General features: G+C 56.0%; 18 protein-coding genes. 14 read left to right on the top strand and 4 right to left on the bottom strand.

Annotated features, from left to right (window positions below; all coding sequences use genetic code 11):
- Positions 1-27: 27 nt before the first annotated feature.
- The 11 genes from NNL38_RS03410 to lipA all read left to right on the top strand — a co-directional run bounded on the left by NNL38_RS03410 (position 28) and on the right by lipA (position 9,944).
- The gene (locus NNL38_RS03410) at positions 28-630 is read left to right on the top strand and encodes an LPS-assembly lipoprotein LptE (protein ID WP_255389652.1); all 603 of its coding nucleotides are present in this window, start codon (positions 28-30) and stop codon (positions 628-630) included.
- Positions 627-1,664, top strand: a complete 1,038-nt coding sequence (holA, locus tag NNL38_RS03405) for a DNA polymerase III subunit delta (protein ID WP_255389651.1) — start codon at positions 627-629, stop codon at positions 1,662-1,664. The genes NNL38_RS03410 and holA overlap by 4 nt, the downstream gene beginning before the upstream one ends.
- Before the next feature lie 118 nt (positions 1,665-1,782).
- Positions 1,783-2,100, top strand: coding sequence for a ribosome silencing factor (rsfS, locus tag NNL38_RS03400; protein WP_255389650.1), 318 nt, complete (start codon positions 1,783-1,785; stop codon positions 2,098-2,100).
- 7 nt (positions 2,101-2,107) lie between these two features.
- Complete coding sequence (rlmH, locus tag NNL38_RS03395) at positions 2,108-2,578, top strand: 23S rRNA (pseudouridine(1915)-N(3))-methyltransferase RlmH (protein WP_255389649.1); 471 nt, start codon at positions 2,108-2,110, stop codon at positions 2,576-2,578.
- 6 nt (positions 2,579-2,584) lie between these two features.
- Positions 2,585-4,534 carry a penicillin-binding protein 2 gene (mrdA, locus tag NNL38_RS03390; protein WP_255389648.1) on the top strand — a complete coding sequence of 650 codons (1,950 nt, stop codon included), beginning with the start codon at positions 2,585-2,587 and terminating at the stop codon, positions 4,532-4,534.
- Positions 4,531-5,652: a peptidoglycan glycosyltransferase MrdB gene (gene mrdB, locus NNL38_RS03385; protein ID WP_255389647.1), complete on the top strand. Its 1,122-nt coding sequence runs from the start codon at positions 4,531-4,533 to the stop codon at positions 5,650-5,652. Before mrdA ends, mrdB begins: the two co-directional genes overlap by 4 nt.
- A complete protein-coding gene (locus NNL38_RS03380) occupies positions 5,653-6,459 on the top strand; it encodes a septal ring lytic transglycosylase RlpA family protein (RefSeq protein WP_255389646.1) in 807 nt (268 codons plus the stop codon).
- 151 nt (positions 6,460-6,610) lie between these two features.
- Positions 6,611-7,786: a serine hydrolase gene (locus NNL38_RS03375; protein WP_255389645.1), complete on the top strand. Its 1,176-nt coding sequence runs from the start codon at positions 6,611-6,613 to the stop codon at positions 7,784-7,786.
- A gap of 150 nt (positions 7,787-7,936) precedes the next feature.
- A complete protein-coding gene (gene ybeD / locus NNL38_RS03370; RefSeq protein WP_255389644.1) occupies positions 7,937-8,212 on the top strand; it encodes a DUF493 family protein YbeD in 276 nt (91 codons plus the stop codon).
- Between the two features lie 107 nt (positions 8,213-8,319).
- Positions 8,320-8,979 carry a lipoyl(octanoyl) transferase LipB gene (lipB, locus tag NNL38_RS03365; protein ID WP_439651369.1) on the top strand — a complete coding sequence of 220 codons (660 nt, stop codon included), beginning with the start codon at positions 8,320-8,322 and terminating at the stop codon, positions 8,977-8,979.
- Entirely contained in the window at positions 8,976-9,944 is a 969-nt protein-coding gene (lipA, locus tag NNL38_RS03360) for a lipoyl synthase (protein ID WP_255389643.1), read from the top strand. The genes lipB and lipA overlap by 4 nt, the downstream gene beginning before the upstream one ends.
- A gap of 294 nt (positions 9,945-10,238) precedes the next feature.
- Here lipA and bamC read toward each other — a convergent pair whose 3' ends face one another.
- Positions 10,239-11,273, bottom strand: coding sequence for an outer membrane protein assembly factor BamC (gene bamC / locus NNL38_RS03355; protein WP_255389642.1), 1,035 nt, complete (start codon positions 11,271-11,273; stop codon positions 10,239-10,241).
- Positions 11,274-11,306: 33 nt separating this feature from the next.
- Positions 11,307-12,188, bottom strand: a complete 882-nt coding sequence (dapA, locus tag NNL38_RS03350) for a 4-hydroxy-tetrahydrodipicolinate synthase (protein WP_255389641.1) — start codon at positions 12,186-12,188, stop codon at positions 11,307-11,309.
- Between the two features lie 259 nt (positions 12,189-12,447).
- Between dapA and NNL38_RS03345 the strand changes: the two genes are divergently transcribed.
- Positions 12,448-12,987 carry an ACT domain-containing protein gene (locus NNL38_RS03345; RefSeq protein ID WP_255389639.1) on the top strand — a complete coding sequence of 180 codons (540 nt, stop codon included), beginning with the start codon at positions 12,448-12,450 and terminating at the stop codon, positions 12,985-12,987.
- 11 nt (positions 12,988-12,998) lie between these two features.
- On the top strand, positions 12,999-13,469 hold the full coding sequence (gene bcp, locus NNL38_RS03340) for a thioredoxin-dependent thiol peroxidase (protein WP_255389638.1): 471 nt from the start codon (positions 12,999-13,001) through the stop codon (positions 13,467-13,469).
- Between the two features lie 101 nt (positions 13,470-13,570).
- On the opposite strand, the gene NNL38_RS03335 is transcribed toward bcp, so the two are convergent.
- Together NNL38_RS03335 and NNL38_RS03330 are read right to left on the bottom strand one after the other, a co-directional pair.
- Entirely contained in the window at positions 13,571-14,650 is a 1,080-nt protein-coding gene (locus NNL38_RS03335) for an AI-2E family transporter (protein ID WP_255389637.1), read from the bottom strand.
- A 7-nt stretch (positions 14,651-14,657) separates the two neighbouring features.
- Complete coding sequence (locus NNL38_RS03330; RefSeq protein WP_255389636.1) at positions 14,658-14,885, bottom strand: sulfurtransferase TusA family protein; 228 nt, start codon at positions 14,883-14,885, stop codon at positions 14,658-14,660.
- Positions 14,886-15,083: 198 nt separating this feature from the next.
- On the opposite strand from NNL38_RS03330, the gene bepA reads away from it, so the two are divergent.
- Positions 15,084-16,538 (top strand): beta-barrel assembly-enhancing protease, encoded by a 1,455-nt coding sequence (gene bepA, locus NNL38_RS03325; RefSeq protein ID WP_255389635.1) that lies wholly within the window; start codon positions 15,084-15,086, stop codon positions 16,536-16,538.
- The last annotated feature ends 44 nt before the right edge of the window (positions 16,539-16,582 follow it).

Raw genomic sequence — 16,582 nt, 5'->3', positions numbered from 1 at the left:
ACTCACTTTTTACATGGAGCAGACGCGGTGAAAGCTGTCTTTTCCCTTACACAAACCATCCGGTTTCTTCTCGTCAGCCTGCTTGCCCTGGCAACCGCTTCCTGCGGCTTCCACCTGCGCGGGAATTACATGTTACCTGACGACATCGCCAAGCTCTCGCTGACCAGTTTCGACGAATACGGCCAGCTCAAGCGCCAGGTCGAATCCCAGTTTGAAATGCACGGGATTGACGCCGTGCCACCGTCAGAAACCGTCCCCAACCTGCACCTGATCAGCGAATCCGTCAGCGAGCGAACGCTGTCACTGTACCAAAACAGCCGCGCGGCCGAGTATGAGCTGACCTATACCGTGCGTTACAACATCGTGGTGCCGGAGAAAGGCACTCAGGCCTACACCACCCGCGTCAACCGGACTTTCCTGGATAACCCGCTCACCGCGCTGGCCAAATCCGTGGAGCGCGACATGATCGAAGAGGAAATGCGCCAACAGGCAGCACGTCAGATCATGCGCCAGCTGGCCCGGCTAACCGCGGTCTTCAACAAGCTCGAAGAAGCTGAGCTTGAGGCGATGCTCAATGACGGTGCTGACAGCACGACTCAGCTCAGTGAGCCAGGTACCGCCACACCATGAGAGTCTACCCGGAACAACTGACGCAGCAGCTGGCCAAAGGGCTGCGTCAAACCTATTTGCTGTTTGGCAATGAACCGTTGCTCAAGCAGGAGTGCCAGTTACAGATCCGCCAGGCCGCCCAGCAGGCCGGATTCGACGAGCGCCATGCGTTTACGATTGATGCCCAGCTGGACTGGAATCAGGTGCTGGACTGCACCCAGGCCATGAGCCTGTTTTCAGCCCGCCAAATCATCGAGCTGGAAGTGCCGGAGACTGGCCTCAACGCCAACCAAACCAAGGCGCTGCAAGAGGTAATTGCCACCCTGCACGAGGATATCCTGCTGCTGATGCACGGCCCGCGCCTGAACAAGAAGCAGGAAGGAACGAAATGGTTCAAGGCGCTGCTGGCCCTCGGCCTGTATGTGCCCTGCAATACTCCGGATGCCCGCCACCTGCCACGCTTTGTCCAGGCACGCTGCCAACAACTGGGACTCAAACCCGATCACGAATCAGTGCAGATGCTGGCCCAGTGGCATGAAGGCAACCTGCTGGCCCTGGCACAAAGCCTGCAGAAGCTGGTGCTGTTGTACCCGGACGGCGCACTGACCGTGGTTCGCCTTGAAGAGGCGCTGAGCCGTCACAATCACTACACCCCATTCCAGCTGGTTGATGCCGTCCTTGCCGGACAGGCCAAACGCAGCCAACGGGTCCTACGCCAGCTCGAAGGCGAAGGGGTGGAAGCGGTGATCCTGCTGCGTACCCTGCAACGGGAACTGACCCAGCTGTATAAAATGCAGGAATTGGGTAGCAAAGGCACCCCGCTCAATCGTATTTTCGAGCAGTTCAGGGTCTGGCAAAGCCGGCGGGATATCTATACCGCCGCCCTGCACCGTTTGCCACTCCGGACCCTGGTCCGGCTGCTGCAACAACTGGCTATGCTTGAAGTAAAGGTCAAGACTGATTTTGATACCCAGCCCTGGCCGGCACTGGCGGCACTGTGTGCTGAGATGTGTGGCATTGCCCCCCATGTCCGGGCACTACGGCCGGGAATGTAAAGTTACTGCCAACTTGTATCGAACAGGGTTGAGCATGCTATACTGCGCCGCTAAATTGTGACTCAGATCGGCCTGAAGTTACAGAAATTACATCAGTTACTTAACTAAGGGGATTCCTTTGCAGGTACAAGAACTACACGATTTTATTGTTGATAAGGTTGACGATATTAAAGCCCAGGACATCATCACGCTGGACGTGCGCGGCAAATCCAGCATCACTGAGTTCATGGTCGTGTGTACGGGGACATCCAACCGTCATGTTGCCTCGATTGCGGATCACGTCAACAAAGAATCCAAGCTAATCGACTTCCCACCGTTTGGCATCAGCGGTGAAGACGACGGCGAGTGGGTGATTGTCGACATGGGCAGCGTTATTCTGCATATCATGCAGGAAGATGCCCGCAACCTATATCAGCTGGAGAAGCTGTGGGGCTAACGACACCATGAAGCTGCAACTGATCGCGGTTGGCACCAAAATGCCGAAATGGGTCGAGGAAGGCTACAAAGAGTACAGCCGCCGCTTCCCGAAAGACATGCCCCTGGAGCTGGTTGAAATCCCGGCGGGCAAGCGTGGCAAAAATGCCGATATTGCACGTATTTTGCAAAAGGAAGGCGAAGCCATGCTGGCTGCGGTGCCCAAGGGCAACCGGATTGTCACCCTGGACATTCCGGGCAAGCGCTGGGATACCGAGCAGTTGGCCGGCCAGCTGGAAAGCTGGAAGCTGGACGGGCGCGACGTCTCGATCCTGATTGGCGGCCCGGAAGGCTTGGCCCCGGCGTGCAAGGCCGCTGCGGATCAGAGCTGGTCGCTCTCACCGCTGACCCTGCCCCACCCGCTGGTTCGGATTGTCATGGCCGAAAGCCTCTACCGTGCCTGGAGTATCACCGCCAACCACCCTTACCACAGAGAATAGGCGCCAATGAGACAAAAGCGAACCCAGATCCGCGATCATCGCGCTGAATCGGCACTGTTTTTTCGCCGGGCGCTTGTCTCATTTGCCGGCATCGTCGTGCTGGTCGGCGTGCTGCTGACCAACCTATACCACATTCAGGTCAGTCAGCACGACGACTATCAAACCCGTTCCAATGATAACCGGATCAAAATTGTTCCGGTCGCCCCCAACCGTGGCCTGATTTATGACCGCAACGGTATTCTGCTGGCTGAAAACCGCCCGGTCTACTCGCTGGAAATCACCACCGAGAAAGTCCCGGATCTCGAACAGACCTTCGCCCAGCTCAAGATCCTGATGGGGATCACCGATGAAAACATCGAACGCTTTCGTAAAGAGCGCCGCCGCACCCGGCGCTTTAAGTCCGTCCCCATCCTGAGCCAGCTCAGCGAACACCAGGTCGCTCTGTTTTCGGTCAACCAGCACAAATTCCCCGGCGTTGAGGTCAAAGCCTACCTTAAGCGCTACTATCCGTACGGCAAAGCCCTAACTCATGTCCTGGGTTATGTGGCCAAGATCAATGACCGCGACCTGCGCCGTTTGGAAGACAACGACAAACTCAATAACTATAAAGCCACCCGGGACATCGGCAAACTGGGGATCGAGAAATATTACGAAGATCTGCTCCATGGCACATCCGGCTACCAGGAGGTGGAAGTTAACAGCCGCGGCCGGGTGATCCGGACCCTGAAATATGTCCCGCCGATCCCGGGAAAAGACATTCGCCTCAACCTGGATATCGAATTGCAGCTCTACGTTCAGGAGCTGCTAACCGAACGCACACAGGATCCGGATAGCGGCGAAGAAATCGTCAAGCACAAGCGAGGCTCCGTGGTGGTGCTCGACCCGCGCGACTCGTCCGTGCTGGCAATGGTCTCGAGCCCGAGCTACGATCCGAACCTGTTTGTCCACGGCATCTCCGGCAAAGCCTACCGGGCACTGCTGCATGATAAAAACCGGCCGCTGGTTAACCGGGTCACCCTGGGAATCTATCCGCCGGCTTCCACGGTGAAACCCATGATCGCCGTGGCCGCGCTGACTGAAGGGGTGATCACCCCGCGCACCACCCGCAACGACCCAGGGTACTGGAAGATCCCGAACTCCAAGAGCCGTCCGTTCCGGGACTGGCTACGCTGGGGTCACGGCCGGGTGAATATCCACAAAGCGATTGAAGAATCGGTCGATACCTTCTTCTACCAGATCGCCTATGACCTGGGTATTGACCGTCTGTCAGACTGGATGAGCCGCTTTGGTTTCGGCGAATATACCGGAATCGATATTCATGAAGAAAGCAAAGCCAACATGCCAACCCGTGAGTGGAAACAGGCCCGTTTCCGTCAGCCGTGGTACCAGGGCGATACCATTCCGGTCGGGATCGGCCAGGGTTACTGGACCGCAACGCCGATGCAGATTGCCAAAGCCACCACGGTACTGGTCAACAACGGCGTGGTCCGAGCCCCGCACCTGCTGAAAGATATCATCGACAATGAAACGGAAATGCCGGCGATTTTTGATGAGTATCCGCCAATTGACAATGTGAACCCGAAACACTGGCAGATCGCCAAAGACGGGATGTACCGGGTCCTGTTCGGCAAGCGCGGGACCGCACGGCGTGCGTTCTACGGCGCCGAATATAAAGCCGGGGGCAAGTCCGGCTCAGCCCAGGTGTTCGGTCTGGCCGAAGATGAAGAATACAACGCTGAAGAGCTGGAAGAGCACTTGCGTGACCATGCCCTGTTTACCGCCTTCGCGCCTTATGAAAATCCGGAAGTCGTGGTCTCCATGGTGCTAGAGAATGCCGGCGGTGGCTCATCAAACGGCGGCCCGGTGGCGCGGAAAATTTTCGATCATATGCTGCTCAAACCTGAGCCGCAGCCCTTGTCCGTCACCGCTCCTAAGCTAACCGAGGTAAACCGATGAATGTGATGGCCGCAACCGGCAATAAACGCACCCTGAGCGATCGTCTGCATCTCGACATGCCGCTGCTGCTGGGGATCCTGGCCCTGATGGGGTTTGCCCTGGTGGTCATGTACAGTGCCAGTGGCCAGAACCTGGCGATGATGGAGCGCCAGGCGGTGCGGATGTGCCTGTCACTGGGCGTGATGTTCATTCTGGCCCAGATTGCGCCGCGCCATTATGAGGCCTGGGCCCCCTATTTGTTCGGGGTCGGGCTGTTGTTGCTGATCGGGGTCCTGGCCTTCGGGGAAATCTCCAAAGGGGCGCAACGCTGGCTCAACCTGGGTTTTGTCCGTTTCCAGCCCTCGGAGCTGATCAAGCTGGCAGTGCCGCTGATGGTCGCCCGCTTTATCGGTAACCAGCCACTGCCGCCGAGCTTTCGCAACATCGTCATTGCGCTGACCATGATTTTCGTTCCGACCATCCTGATTGCTAAGCAACCGGATCTCGGCACCTCGATCCTGATCGCAGCCTCCGGAGTCTTTGTCCTGTTCCTATCCGGGATCAGCTGGAAAATTATCGGGGCTGCGGCAGTGTTGCTCAGCGCCTTTATCCCGGTGCTGTGGCTGTTTTTGATGCACGATTACCAGCGCACCCGGGTGCTAACCCTGTTTAACCCGGAATCCGACCCGCTCGGGGCCGGCTACCATATTATTCAATCCAAAATTGCCATCGGCTCCGGCGGTTTGACCGGCAAAGGCTGGATGCAGGGCACCCAGTCACAGCTGGAATTTCTGCCCGAGCGTCATACCGACTTTATCTTCGCCGTGATCGCCGAAGAATGGGGGCTGATCGGCGTTATCTGCCTGCTCGGCCTCTACCTGTTTATCATCGGCCGCGGCCTGCTACTGGCCAGTCGGGCACAGACCGCGTTCGGGCGGATGATGGCCGGCAGTATCGTATTGAGTTTCTTTGTTTATATTTTCGTAAACATTTGCATGGTCAGTGGTCTGTTACCTGTGGTCGGGGTGCCCCTGCCGCTGGTCAGCTATGGCGGGACCTCCATGGTCACCCTGATGGCTGGTTTCGGGATCCTGATGTCTATCCACACCCACAGAAAAATGTTGTCTAAGGCGACCTGAATGCGCGTAACTCCTTTATTATTGCTCATCCTCCTGGCAGGCTGTAGCTCGGTATCCGATCACAAACGCTATGAAATGGCAGATGATACAGCGCCTGAGTCATCACCAACCCTGCACCATATTGAAGATGCCCAGCCGCGTTACGAGCCGCGGAGCCTGGCCGGCAACAAGGATTACACCCTGCGGGGCAAAGACTACCAAATTGTCGATCCCCGCCAGCCCTTCACCGAGGAAGGCTTTGCGTCCTGGTATGGCAAAAAATTCCATGGCCACCAGACCTCGAACGGCGAAATTTATGACATGTATTCCATGACGGCGGCACACAAGACCCTGCCGCTGCCAAGTTATGTCAAAGTGACCAACACCCGCAACGGCAAAACCGCCGTGGTCCGGGTCAATGACCGCGGCCCGTTCCATGACGGCCGGATCATCGACTTGAGCATGGCAGCAGCGACCAAGCTGGATGTGGTCAAATACGGCACCGCGCCGGTCAAAATCGAGCTGATCCGGGTGCCGAAGCCAGCCAATAGTGATGAGTGGCAAAGCGCCAACCCCAATGTCTATTTTGTCCAGTTGGCTGCCGTCACCGACCAGGCCCGGGCCCAGGCCATCGCCAAACAGCTGGCACAGGACTTTGCAACGTCGGTGGACATGGTCAAGGCCGAGGCTGCCGAGCTCTACCGGCTACGGCTTGGCCCCTACGCCGATCGCGATGAAGCCATTGCTCAGCGGGATAAGGCCCAGTCCGGCCGCTACCCGCAAGCGTTTATCATTTCTGCCCAGCGCCAGTCAGAGCAAACACTCTGAGCGCAGGCAGCCTGAATACAGTCTGACACACGGCTATCAACAGCTCCGCTTGCGCGCCTGCGATCGAACCGGCCGCAAAACTGGTGCTCAATGTTCAATCTGATATAGTGTGTACAGTTTTTTGCACTCGACAAACTAAGTTACAACTATCATGAATAAATCTGCTGCACTCATTCGTTCTGTGGCTGTCTCTGCGACACTGCTCGCTTCAGCTTCTGTAGCTGCGGCGCCGGCAGTTGTGCCTGAAGCGCCTCAAATTGCTGCGAAAGGCTATGTCCTGATGGACTACCATTCCGGCAAAATTCTGGCCGGCAACAAAGAATACGACAAGATCCCTCCTGCCAGCCTGACCAAAATGATGACCAGCTACGTCATCGGCCAGGAGATCAACCGCGGCAACATCTCGATGGATGACACAGTGGTGATCAGCAAGAATGCCTGGGCCAAGAATTTCCCGGGCTCCTCGAAAATGTTCATTGAGGTCGGCAGCGAGGTGAAAGTTTCGGACCTCAACCGCGGGATTGTGATCCAGTCCGGCAACGACGCTTGTGTCGCGATGGCCGAACATGTTGCCGGCTCAGAAGACTCATTTGTTGATCTGATGAATGCCTGGGCCCGCACCCTGGGGATGGATTCCACCCATTTTGCCAACGTGCACGGCCTGGATAACCCGGACCTGTACACCACGCCATATGACATGGCGCTGCTGGCACAGGGCCTGATCCGTGACGTCCCGGACGAGTTTGCCATCTACAAGGAAAAATCGTTCACTTACAACGGTATCACCCAGTACAACCGCAACAGCCTGCTGTGGGATAAAAGCCTCAATGTCGACGGCCTGAAAACCGGTCATACCAACAATGCCGGCTATAGCCTGGTGAGCACGGCGACCGAGGGCCAGATGCGCCTGATCTCCGTGGTGATGGGCACCAACAGCCCGAATGCCCGAAAAGCCGAAAGCAAGAAGCTGCTGAACTATGGCTTCCGTTTCTTTGAAACCGTCTCCCCGCACAAGGCCAACGAAACCTTTGTCACCGAGAAAGTATGGATGGGGGACAGCGATGAAGTCTCCCTGGGCGTGAGCGAAGATACCTTTGTCACCCTGCCGCGCGGCCAGACCAAAGATCTCAAGGCCAGCTTCGTGCTGGAAAAAGAGCTCAAGGCACCGATCGCCAAGGGCGATGTGGTCGGTAAGCTATACTACCGTGTCGGTGAAGAAGACATTGCCGAGTACCCGCTGCTGGCCCTCAACGATGTCAACGAAGGTGGCCTGTTCAGTCGTTTAATCGACTATATTATGCTGCTGTTTAAAGGCTGGCTGAGCTAATCCAGCGCATTGAAAACGCAAGAAAAGAGGCAACCCAGGTTGCCTCTTTTGCACATCAGGGCCCCGGCCGATGCTTGTGTTCTCCCGGTTGAGCCATTAATATGCTCGGCTAAACCACAGTCGTACCGAATACAATTCCTGGAGTTCAGAATGCAGCCGCAAGAACAGCCAAAACTAAAAGACCTGTTAGAGTTTCCGTGCAAGTTCACGTACAAGGTCATGGGTTATAATAAGCCTGAGCTGCCGGATCGTGTTGTGGAAGTGATCCAGCGTCATGCCCCGGGCGACTACAGCCCAGTCGTAAAACCAAGTGGCAAAGGCACCTACAGTGCCGTGTCCGTGTCGATCACGGCAACCTCCATTGAGCAGGTTGAAACGCTTTACAAAGAGCTGGGTGAAATCGATATCGTTCGTGTCGTACTCTAACTCACCCTAAAAGCCCCTACAATCTGGCAGCTGAACCCTCACCTGCCGAGTCTTATAATGTACCCGGACCGCGGGAGACATTGATCCAGGCAGAGCCTGGCGACAATATGGGTGTTAAATTGCAACAGAACATTATCATTCGGAACCTTGGCCGCCGAGCGTACGAGCAAACTTGGCAAGCCATGCACGATTTCACCGATCAACGCGACACCGACACCACAGACGAAGTGTGGCTGGTTGAACATCATCCGGTCTTCACTCAGGGTCAGGCGGGAAAAACAGAGCATCTGCTTAACACCGGTGACATCCCTGTGGTACAAAGTGATCGCGGCGGCCAGGTAACCTATCACGGCCCAGGTCAGCAAGTCGCGTACGTTCTGATCGACCTGCGCCGCAAAAAAATCGGTGTGCGCGAGCTGGTCACACATATTGAAAATACGGTCATTAATACTCTGTCCCAGTTCGGGATCGAGTCAAACGCCCGCCCGGATGCCCCTGGCGTGTATGTCGAGGGGAAGAAGATATGCTCCCTCGGGCTGCGCATCCGGCGTGGTTGCTCTTTTCATGGTCTGGCACTCAATATCAATATGGACCTGGCGCCATTTTTACGGATCAACCCTTGCGGGTATCAGGGCATGGAAATGACCCAGACAGCATCCCTAAATGGCCCATCTGAACTGGCAGACGTTCAGCCTGTACTAATAGAAGAGCTTGTCAAACTGCTCCAATACCAGAGCGTTGAGTGGATAACGGAAAGCAATTCATGAGCAAACCAATCAAAATCGAACAAGGTGTCAAATACCGCGATGCCGATAAAATGGCGCTGATCCCGGTCCGTAATGTTGCGGAAGAAGCGCCGAAAGCGGTTCTGCGTAAGCCGGAATGGATGAAAATCAAGCTGCCGGCAGACAGTCAGCGCATCCGTGACATCAAGTCCGCGATGCGCAAGAACAACCTTCACTCCGTCTGTGAAGAGGCCTCCTGTCCGAACCTGGCCGAATGTTTCAGCCACGGCACTGCCACCTTTATGATCCTGGGTGCCATCTGTACCCGCCGCTGTCCGTTCTGTGATGTTGCTCATGGCCGTCCGCTGCCACCGAATGCCGAAGAGCCGACTCAGCTGGCCCAGACGATTGCCGACATGAAACTGCGCTATGTCGTGGTGACCTCGGTCGACCGCGATGACCTGCGTGACGGCGGTGCCCAGCACTTTGCCGACTGTACCCGTGAGATCCGAGCCAAGAACCCGGACATCAAGATCGAGACCCTGGTCCCGGACTTCCGCGGCCGGATGGACCGCGCCCTGGAGATCCTGCGTGACAATCCGCCGGATGTGTTTAACCACAACCTGGAAACTGCGCCACGCCTGTACCGCAAGGCCCGTCCGGGCGCCAACTACCAGTGGTCGCTGGATCTGCTGAAGAAGTTCAAAGAAATGCACCCTGAGGTACCGACCAAGTCCGGCCTGATGATGGGCCTGGGTGAGACCAAAGAAGAGATCGTCGAAGTACTCAAGGATCTGCGTGCTCACGGCGTGACCATGCTGACCCTGGGTCAGTACCTGGCACCAAGTCGTCACCACCTGCCGGTCGAGCGCTACGTGCCGCCTTCCGAGTTTGAAGAGCTGAAAGAGATTGCACTGGAGCTGGGCTTCACCCACGCCGCCTGTGGTCCGTTTGTCCGCTCTTCTTACCATGCCGATCTACAGGCCAAAGGGGAAGAGGTCAAGTAAGGCCCGCTTCCAGCGTTGAAATGAGCCTTGATCACCCAGGCTCATTTCAACCACCTTGCGAAACAGCACAGGTACAAAAAAACCGCCCGGTTTGCCGCGGCGGTTTTTTTGTATCTGCAACCTAATACCAATCGCAGTAAATAACTGGTCATCCTAGCTTGATCAAATGCTCGATAACTGCGTTAGAATTTTTGATTGTAGAATAACTACTTATCTAAAAATTCTGCCTTGTTCTCAAACATTTTTCCGGCGCTATTTCTGATCACTGACTTACTTTGATTGGTATAAAACGGATTAGCCGTCAGTTTGATTGTCGCGCTCAACGGCTGCGGCAAATACCGGGGCCAGGCTTTCCAGCGCCGCTTCGGTGACCGGTTTGCCATCGGGGTTGGTCACGTTAATCGACGTCCGGTTACCCAGATCGCCCAGCTGCAAGCGGTACGAGCGATTGTTGAGCTGGATCGGCTTCGTGCCCAGCTCAGTCCAGAACTCATCATCCGGCGCACGAAACTCAACTTCCACAATCCCTTGCGAGCGGTTGCGCCCTTCAACCGTAAAGCCCAACTGCGTCAGCAAGTCCGGCAGACGTTCCCAGAACACATTGTATGGTGCGCGGGCTATAATCACCGGCAAGCCGCTGCGATCTTTACCCATCGAAATCGGTATCTGTTTCACCAGCTCCTGCGCACGCTGGCGGGCCAGTTCACGCTCCTGAAGATCATAGCGCGCCATCATCAGGTTGGTCATCAGAATGCTGTAGCGCTCTTTGTTGCTCGCAGAGACCGGCACATCCGTTCCCCCTTCACGCCAGTCCGTCAGGATAATGCGGTAAGTCGGCTGGTTGTTCACGACCGATTTCTCAATCCGGTAGCGGCTGCTGACCACCACATCTTCATCACCCTGCTCCCAGCTGACCCAGTCCGTCTCGATCACATCCGCTGATTGGCTCAGTAACGGAACATTACGCTCGGTCAGGATATTTTGCGTCATTCGCCACAGCTTGATCTGATCGGCCGGCTTGGCCAGCACCAGAGTTACGCCTTGCGTATCATTTATGACGCGGGTGCCCGGGATCAGGGTCAGCACCTGTTGCGGCGGACGAATATCGACCTCACGCCCCAGTGCTCCCGGATAGCTCTGCGCCGGGATACGATAATCATCGACCTGGGACAGTTGGGCCCCCGCCGGTACATTCCAGGATTGCAGCGGCTTGGTATCCAGATAGTTAAAATCCTGGTTTGCCTGGCGGCGGCGTTCCGCCCCACCCGAGCATCCAGCCAGCGTCGCGACCATCACTGCCGTGATCGCCAGCCTGTATTGATTCTTCATTCAGTTTCTGCGCTCCTACCTACGCTCGCAAAATTACAGCAGCACATTGGCATCTTTCAGCGCTTCAGCAACAACAGGCTGCGCCGACTCGCTCAGCTCCGTCAGCGGCAGACGCAAGGTGCTGTGCTTAATCAGCCCCAACTGGTGTGCTGCCCATTTCACCGGGATTGGATTGGATTCGATAAACAAATGCTTGTGCAATGGCATCAGCCGCGCATCGATTTCTCGTGCCGCGTCCAGCTGACCGTTGCGGGCCAGCTTGAACATGGTAGCCATCTCCGCAGCGGCCACGTTGGCCGTTACCGAAATCACCCCGTGGCCACCGGCCGCAACAAATTCCAGTCCCGTGGCATCATCGCCGCTCAGTTGGATAAAATCTTCGCCACAAAGTTCCCGGGTTTTCTGAACCCGCGACAAATCACCGGTCGCATCTTTGATCCCAACGATATTCTCTAGCTTTGCCAGACGGGCAACAGTTTCCGGCAGCATGTCCACGGCGGTCCGGCCCGGCACATTGTAGAGGATCTGTGGCAGATCCGTGGCCTCAGAAATCGCTTTATAGTGCTGGTACAAGCCTTCCTGAGTCGGCTTGTTGTAATAAGGTGTGACACTCAGGCAACCGGCAACACCGCTGCCCGAGAACAATTTGCTGAAGGTGATGGCTTCATGGGTGGCATTGGCACCGGTCCCGGCAATCACCGGAATACGGCCACTGGCATATTCCAGCGTCTTCAATACGACCTTCACATGCTCGTCAACCGTGAGAGTGGCCGACTCTCCTGTCGTGCCGACCGCCACAATTGCATCTGTCCCTGCTGCAATGTGGTATTCCACTAATGATGCCAGGCTGGCGTAATCCACTTCACCGGCTTCATCCAGCGGCGTCACTAGCGCTACCATGCTTCCTGAAAACATGTCCATCTCCCCTATATTTGTAAGCTTTCATGGTACTTTTCAGTCACAGTAAACACAAGCCAGAAGTATGTAAATCAGTGAACTCAACAAGCGTTTTCAGTTACCGCTAATCTGCTGGATTCTCTGCACTTTGCAGGAGATTTCTCCAGTTGTTTCCAGGCTGATACGGAATCGGCACATCGCGACTTCCCCTATTAGCCTGAGTTGCAATGACTGTGCTACCATGCTGAAGATAATCAAGAATACGATGTGTATAAATATGGAACATTACCTAGTCATCACGGCCGTTGGTACGGATCGCCCGGGCATCTCAGACGAAATCACCCGGCTGATTACCCACTGCGGCTGTAATATCGTCGATAGCCGGATCGCCATTTTCGGCAGTGAGTTCACCCTCATCATGCTGCTGAGCGGTAACAGCAATGCCGTTTCCCGGGTGGAGTCGACCCTGCCCCTCAAGGCCCAGGAGCATGATCTGCTCACGGTAATGAAACGAACGACCAAGCACGAGTACCGCTACTTCCCATACACGGCTGACTTCCATATCGAGGCTGACGACAGCCCGGGGTTGATTGAGCAGTTCACCCACTTTTTTGCTACCCGAGCGGTGGATATTGCCTCGCTCAGCGCCCATACCCACGAGGCAGAGCAAGCCGGCGGCCCGAGCCGCTTTCAGTTACAGATCAGCACCAACCTGCCTGAAGGCTGTAACTTAATGACCTTACAAGAAGAATATGAAGCACTTTGCCAGGACCTGCTGGTCACCGGCAATGTGACTTTTATCGGCCATAATCAATAAGGAAAACCGCTATGAAGACCTTGACCGCCGGTACGCCTGCGCCAGACTTCACGCTGCTCAACCAAGATAACCAGCCTGTCACGCTGTCTGATTTCCGGGGAAAGAAAGTCCTGGCCTACTTTTATCCAAAGGCCATGACGCCGGGCTGTACCACCCAAGCCTGCGCCTTACGCGACAGCAAAGCCGAGCTCGATGCACTGAATGTCGAAGTGCTGGGGATCAGTATCGATCCGGTGAAACGCCTGCCGAAATTTATCGAGCGCGACAGCCTCAACTTCACCCTGCTCTCTGACGAAGACCATGCCGTGGCGGATCAGTTCGGCGTCTGGGGGGAGAAAAAGTTCATGGGCAAAGTCTACGACGGCCTGCACCGGATCAGCTTCCTGATTGACGAGAATGGTGTGATTGAGCACGTCTTCAACAAGTTCAAAACCAAAGACCACCATGAAGTGGTGCTGAGCTACCTGAACGAAAACAGCTGAGTATCACCTGACAGCTAAGGTTGCAGACACACGTGCTGCGCACCACATGAAAAAGGCCGCATGTCACCGCGGCCTTTGTTGTGTTGATAGGCTGCCTGCGCTTATGGCGCACTGTTATCCGTCGGCTCCTGCACTTCCGTTGACGGCAGCGCATGCCATACCGCTTTGACCAGAGTCGCCAGCGGAATCGCGAAGAACACCCCCCAGAACCCCCACAGCCCGCCAAATACCAGCACCGCGACGATGATCGCCACCGGATGCAGGTTGACTGCTTCCGAGAATAACACCGGTACCAGGACGTTACCGTCCAGTGCCTGGATGATGCCGTAAGCCACCAGCAACCACCAGAAATCCGGGCTGACCCCCCACTGGAACAGACCGACCATGGCCACCGGCAAGGTCACCGCAGCCGCGCCGATATACGGGATCAGCACCGAGAATCCAACCAGCACGCCCAGCAGCACGGCATAGCGCAAATCCATGACGGCAAACGTGATGTAGCTGACGATCCCGACGATAAAGATCTCGGTGACCTTACCGCGAATATAATTCGAGATCTGCTGGTTCATCTCGATCCCGACCTTGCTCGCCAGGCGGCGGTTCTTCGGCAGTAGCCCCTTGAAGGTCGACAGCATTTCCTCTTTATCTTTAAGCAGGAAGAACACCAGTAGCGGTACCAGGATCAAATACACCGCCAGCGTCGCCAGGCTGACCAGCGAGGAGAGTGACCCTTTCACCACGCTCTCCCCCATCCCCAGGACATTTTCGCGCAGAGTGTTCATAAAGGTATCAATCTGATGCGGCTGAACAAAATCCGGGTAGCGTTCCGGCAGACTGGAAACATATTGCTGCAAGCCGTTAAACATTGTCGGAACATCGGCAATCAGGTTGCCGACCTGGTGCCAAATCGTCGGTACCAGCCCGAAAATCGCCATCACCATCAGCCCAACAAACAACAGCAGTACCAGGATCACCGCCAGTACTCGCGGTAACTTCAAGCGTACCAGCATCATCACCGGCCACTCGAGTAGATAGGCCAGCACAATCGCCACCAACAGCGGGGCAATCAAATTGCCGAAGAAATAAATCGTCAGGAAGCCAAACAGCAGAATGGCCACCAGACTGACGGCATGAGGATCAGAGAATCGGCGCTGATACCAGCGGTTTAGCATTTCCAGCATAAAATCATTACTGCCTTTTAGTCACAATAATTACGAGCGATTGCGCACTGGCAACCTGCTCTTCGATAGTAAATCCGTGGTTGAACAGGTATCGGGGAATATCTTGTCTGGCCCCCGTGTCAGAGAGATGAATTTTCATGCTCTCACCGTATCGGAGTGCTCTCGTTGCCCGCTTGGCCAATAATAAAGCCATGGGGCAGCGTTCCGCCGTCAAATCGAGCGATGGGATTTCCATTCCGGTATGCTGACAGTTATTATCCATCGGAGTATTGTAATGGACATCGTCACCACAAAAAAGAAACCTGACAGTGGTTTTGTTGTCATATCTCTGTAAGTTACCCCTGTCCCAAGCGGTTGGTGCGACGACGCAACACACGCACGACCTCCGCAGGACAGGCAAAAAGGACCTCAGACTGGCGGCTGTATTAGACCTATGATTCGATTGAACAAAGCGCCCCTCTGCCTGCTCCTGGCAACCCTGCTGGGTCCCGGCCAGGCTGCCCGGGCAGATAATTTCAATGCCCTGCCGGAAATCGGCACCACTGCGGCCTCTACCCTGACGATTGAAAAGGAAATGGCATACGGTGATGCCTACATGCGGATGCTGCGGGCCAGTATGCCAGTGATCAGCGATCCCTTGCTGTCAGAGTATATCCAGGATCTCGGCCATCGTCTGGTCGCCAACGCCAGTGACGTGCGCACCCCGTTTAACTTTTTCCTGATCCAGAACCGTGAAATCAATGCCTTTGCCTTTTTCGGCGGCCATGTTGCGATTCACAGCGGGCTGTTCTTGCACGCCAACACTGAAAGTGAGCTGGCCTCGGTCGTGGCCCACGAAATCGCCCACATAACCCAACGCCACCTGGCACGCAGTATGGAAGATCAAGCCAGAAAGTCACCCGCGACAATCGCGGCACTGGTCGGCTCGATGATGCTGGCCATCGCCTCCCCGGAAGCCGGGATGGCGGCCATCCATGCCACCACCGCCGCATCAGCGCAGGGACAGATCAACTATACCCGCAGTAATGAAAAAGAGGCCGATCGGATCGGCATTACAACCCTGGCCAAATCCGGCTTTGATGTCCAGGCGATGCCACGTTTCTTCGGTCGCCTGGCCGACCAATACCGCTATGCCAGCACGCCGCCGGCCATGCTGCTGACCCACCCCCTGCCGGAATCACGTATTTCCGATTCCCGTAGCCGGGCCAGCCAGTATCCGGCCCAAAAGCTCAACACATCCGAGCGCTATCAACTGGCCCGGGCCCGGATTGTGGCCCGCTATGCCGGCATTGACAGCGATGCTGCCCAGGACTGGTTTGACCGCCAACTGAAGAAAGCCCGCGGCGTCCGCAAAGATGCGCTGAACTACGGCAAGGCGCTGGTACATATCGATGCCCGCCAGTATCCGCAGGCCCACGCCCTGCTCGATCCGCTGCTGGCAGGCGATCCGGACAATCGGTTTTACATTGATGCCGCAACCGACCTGGATCTGTATGAGAAACAATATGACCAGGCCATATCCCGGCTGGAGAAAGCGCTCAAAGCGAACCCGGAGCATCAGGTCCTGCGCCTGAACCTGGCCGATGCCCTGCAGGAGGCCGGTCGCCATCACGAGAGCATTTCGATTCTGAACCGCTACAGCCACGACCATCCCGACGATACCAACGGCTGGTACCTGCTGGCCCAGGCTTACGCCCATAACGGGCGCCGCGATGCCGAGCTGGCCGCCCGGGCCGAGCTGATGGCCCTGCGCGGCCAGTGGGACAAAGCAATTAAATACTACATTGAAGCCAGCCAGCTGGTTGAAATGAATTCGCTCGATCAGGCCCGCTATGATGCCCGCATCGATCAGCTGCGTCTGGCCCGCTCCCGAGTCGCAGATCTCTGAGCCACTTCGCTTTTCTTCCGGGTTGCAGTTCCACTACAATAGGG

Source organism: Photobacterium atrarenae, assembly GCF_024380015.1.
GTDB classification, from domain to species: domain Bacteria; phylum Pseudomonadota; class Gammaproteobacteria; order Enterobacterales; family Vibrionaceae; genus Photobacterium; species Photobacterium atrarenae.
The sequence above is the reverse complement of the archived record's forward strand: the minus strand, read 5'-3'. Positions and strand labels throughout refer to the sequence as shown.

Coding starts and splice junctions, on each gene's coding strand:
- holA (WP_255389651.1), top strand. CDS start 627: ATGAGAGTCTACCCGGAACAACTGACGCAGCAGCTGGCCAAAGGGCTG.
- rlmH (WP_255389649.1), top strand. CDS start 2,108: ATGAAGCTGCAACTGATCGCGGTTGGCACCAAAATGCCGAAATGGGTC.
- mrdA (WP_255389648.1), top strand. CDS start 2,585: ATGAGACAAAAGCGAACCCAGATCCGCGATCATCGCGCTGAATCGGCA.
- mrdB (WP_255389647.1), top strand. CDS start 4,531: ATGAATGTGATGGCCGCAACCGGCAATAAACGCACCCTGAGCGATCGT.
- NNL38_RS03380 (WP_255389646.1), top strand. CDS start 5,653: ATGCGCGTAACTCCTTTATTATTGCTCATCCTCCTGGCAGGCTGTAGC.
- NNL38_RS03375 (WP_255389645.1), top strand. CDS start 6,611: ATGAATAAATCTGCTGCACTCATTCGTTCTGTGGCTGTCTCTGCGACA.
- ybeD (WP_255389644.1), top strand. CDS start 7,937: ATGCAGCCGCAAGAACAGCCAAAACTAAAAGACCTGTTAGAGTTTCCG.
- lipB (WP_439651369.1), top strand. CDS start 8,320: ATGGGTGTTAAATTGCAACAGAACATTATCATTCGGAACCTTGGCCGC.
- lipA (WP_255389643.1), top strand. CDS start 8,976: ATGAGCAAACCAATCAAAATCGAACAAGGTGTCAAATACCGCGATGCC.
- bamC (WP_255389642.1), bottom strand. CDS start 11,273: ATGAAGAATCAATACAGGCTGGCGATCACGGCAGTGATGGTCGCGACG.
- dapA (WP_255389641.1), bottom strand. CDS start 12,188: ATGTTTTCAGGAAGCATGGTAGCGCTAGTGACGCCGCTGGATGAAGCC.
- NNL38_RS03345 (WP_255389639.1), top strand. CDS start 12,448: ATGGAACATTACCTAGTCATCACGGCCGTTGGTACGGATCGCCCGGGC.
- bcp (WP_255389638.1), top strand. CDS start 12,999: ATGAAGACCTTGACCGCCGGTACGCCTGCGCCAGACTTCACGCTGCTC.
- NNL38_RS03335 (WP_255389637.1), bottom strand. CDS start 14,650: ATGCTGGAAATGCTAAACCGCTGGTATCAGCGCCGATTCTCTGATCCT.
- NNL38_RS03330 (WP_255389636.1), bottom strand. CDS start 14,885: ATGGAAATCCCATCGCTCGATTTGACGGCGGAACGCTGCCCCATGGCT.
- bepA (WP_255389635.1), top strand. CDS start 15,084: ATGATTCGATTGAACAAAGCGCCCCTCTGCCTGCTCCTGGCAACCCTG.